Source organism: Rhizobacter sp. P2_H2, from assembly GCF_056403375.1.
The window spans coordinates 1-1,360 of record NZ_JBFUFP010001289.1 but is presented as its reverse complement, the minus strand read 5'-3'; the positions used below and the strand labels follow the sequence as shown (position 1 = coordinate 1,360).

2 protein-coding genes are annotated in these 1,360 nt (G+C 70.2%); both read right to left on the bottom strand.

Features of this window, described 5'->3' with window-relative positions; translation table 11 throughout:
* Nucleotides 1-821, bottom strand: an 821-nt coding sequence (tssK, locus tag AC1D15_RS32430) for a type VI secretion system baseplate subunit TssK (protein WP_477829295.1), incomplete at its 3' end; no start/stop codon positions are given.
* A gap of 37 nt (nt 822-858) precedes the next feature.
* Nucleotides 859-1,360, bottom strand: a 502-nt coding sequence (tssJ, locus tag AC1D15_RS32425; RefSeq protein ID WP_477829294.1) for a type VI secretion system lipoprotein TssJ, incomplete at its 5' end; no start/stop codon positions are given.

Genomic DNA, 1,360 nt, shown 5'->3' with positions numbered 1-1,360 from the left:
AGCGTGGCCAGGTCGCCGGCCAGGCGCAGGCAGTCGCGGTGCAGCTCCTTCGGGTGCGCATTCGGCACCGCGGTGTGCTGGCTGAAGATCGGCTCGTTGCGGTTCAGCGTCTGCAGCATCAGGAAATCGGCCAGCTCGGAGACGCCGTGGCTCAGCTGGCCCATGCGGCCGGCGAGCGCCTGCGCGCGCTGCAGGATCAGGCCGTGCAGCAGCGAGGCGCTGGCCGACAGCTGGGCGGTGGCCTCGATCGCCACCTGCGGCGGGATGTAGCTGCGTTCGAGCGTGACCTGGCCGTCGCTGCGGCGCTCGGCCACCAGCGCGACGCCGAGCAGCGCATAGGCCTCGGTGGCCTCCTTCGCGCGCACGAAGCGCATGCGCAGCCGGCCGGTCTGGATGGCGGCCGGCTCGTCGCTCGCGTCGGTGTTGTCGCGCACGTTCTCTTCGGCGGCCTCGAAGCGGCACAGCTCGTCGGTGCCGCTGAAGTCGACCTCGTTCAGGCCCTGGCGCTGCAGCGGCAGCGCGAGGTAGATCAGTTCGCCCTTCACGTCGGCCGGCAGCTCCATCGGCGGCGGCAGCGGGTCGAGCAGCGGCATCGAGAACGGCGTGCCGTCGGGCAGCAGGCCGGCGGCGCGCGTGAGGCCCAGCTTGCCGAGCGCGAGCAGGCCCTCGTCGATCTCCAGTTCGGAGAAGCCCCAGGCGAACGGCGTCACGCAGCGGGTGCGCGCGTCGACCAGGCGCTCGATGTAGCGGGTTTCCTGCTGGAAATGGTGGGGCTGCAGGAACATGCCCGACGACCAGACGACCTTGGCGCGCCAGCTCATGGAGAGATCCGTCCGTTCACGGTGGGGGTTGGGGGTTTCAGGGCTTGATTTCAGGCTGCGTGCGGGTGGCCTGCACGGCGATGTCGTCCAGGCTGACGGCGACGATGTTGGTGCGGTTCGCGGCGACCGGGATCACGGCGCGCCAGCGGGCGCGCTCGAGCTCGCGGAATGCGACCATCACGCCGATGAACCTGGTCTCGGGCGACAGTTTCTTCTCGAGCGGGCGCTTTTCGCCGGGACGCAACACGAATTCCTCGCGCGACACCAGGTCGGGGCCGAGCACCTGCTGTTCGCGTTCGAACAGCGAGACGAAGTCGGCCGACTCGAACTGCGCGTTGGCCTTCAGCTCGAAGACGCGCACGACGACCGGGGAGGCCCGCTTGCGCGCGTCGGGGTTGATCTGGGCACCGGCGGCGACCTCGCCCTTCAGCGTGGCGGGCCCGGCGAAGGGGTTGAACTTCTCGACGGTGGTGCAGCCTGCGACGAGGCCGAGAACGGCCAGCGCGGCGGTGATGAGCAGTTGGCGCATGGTGCGGCGA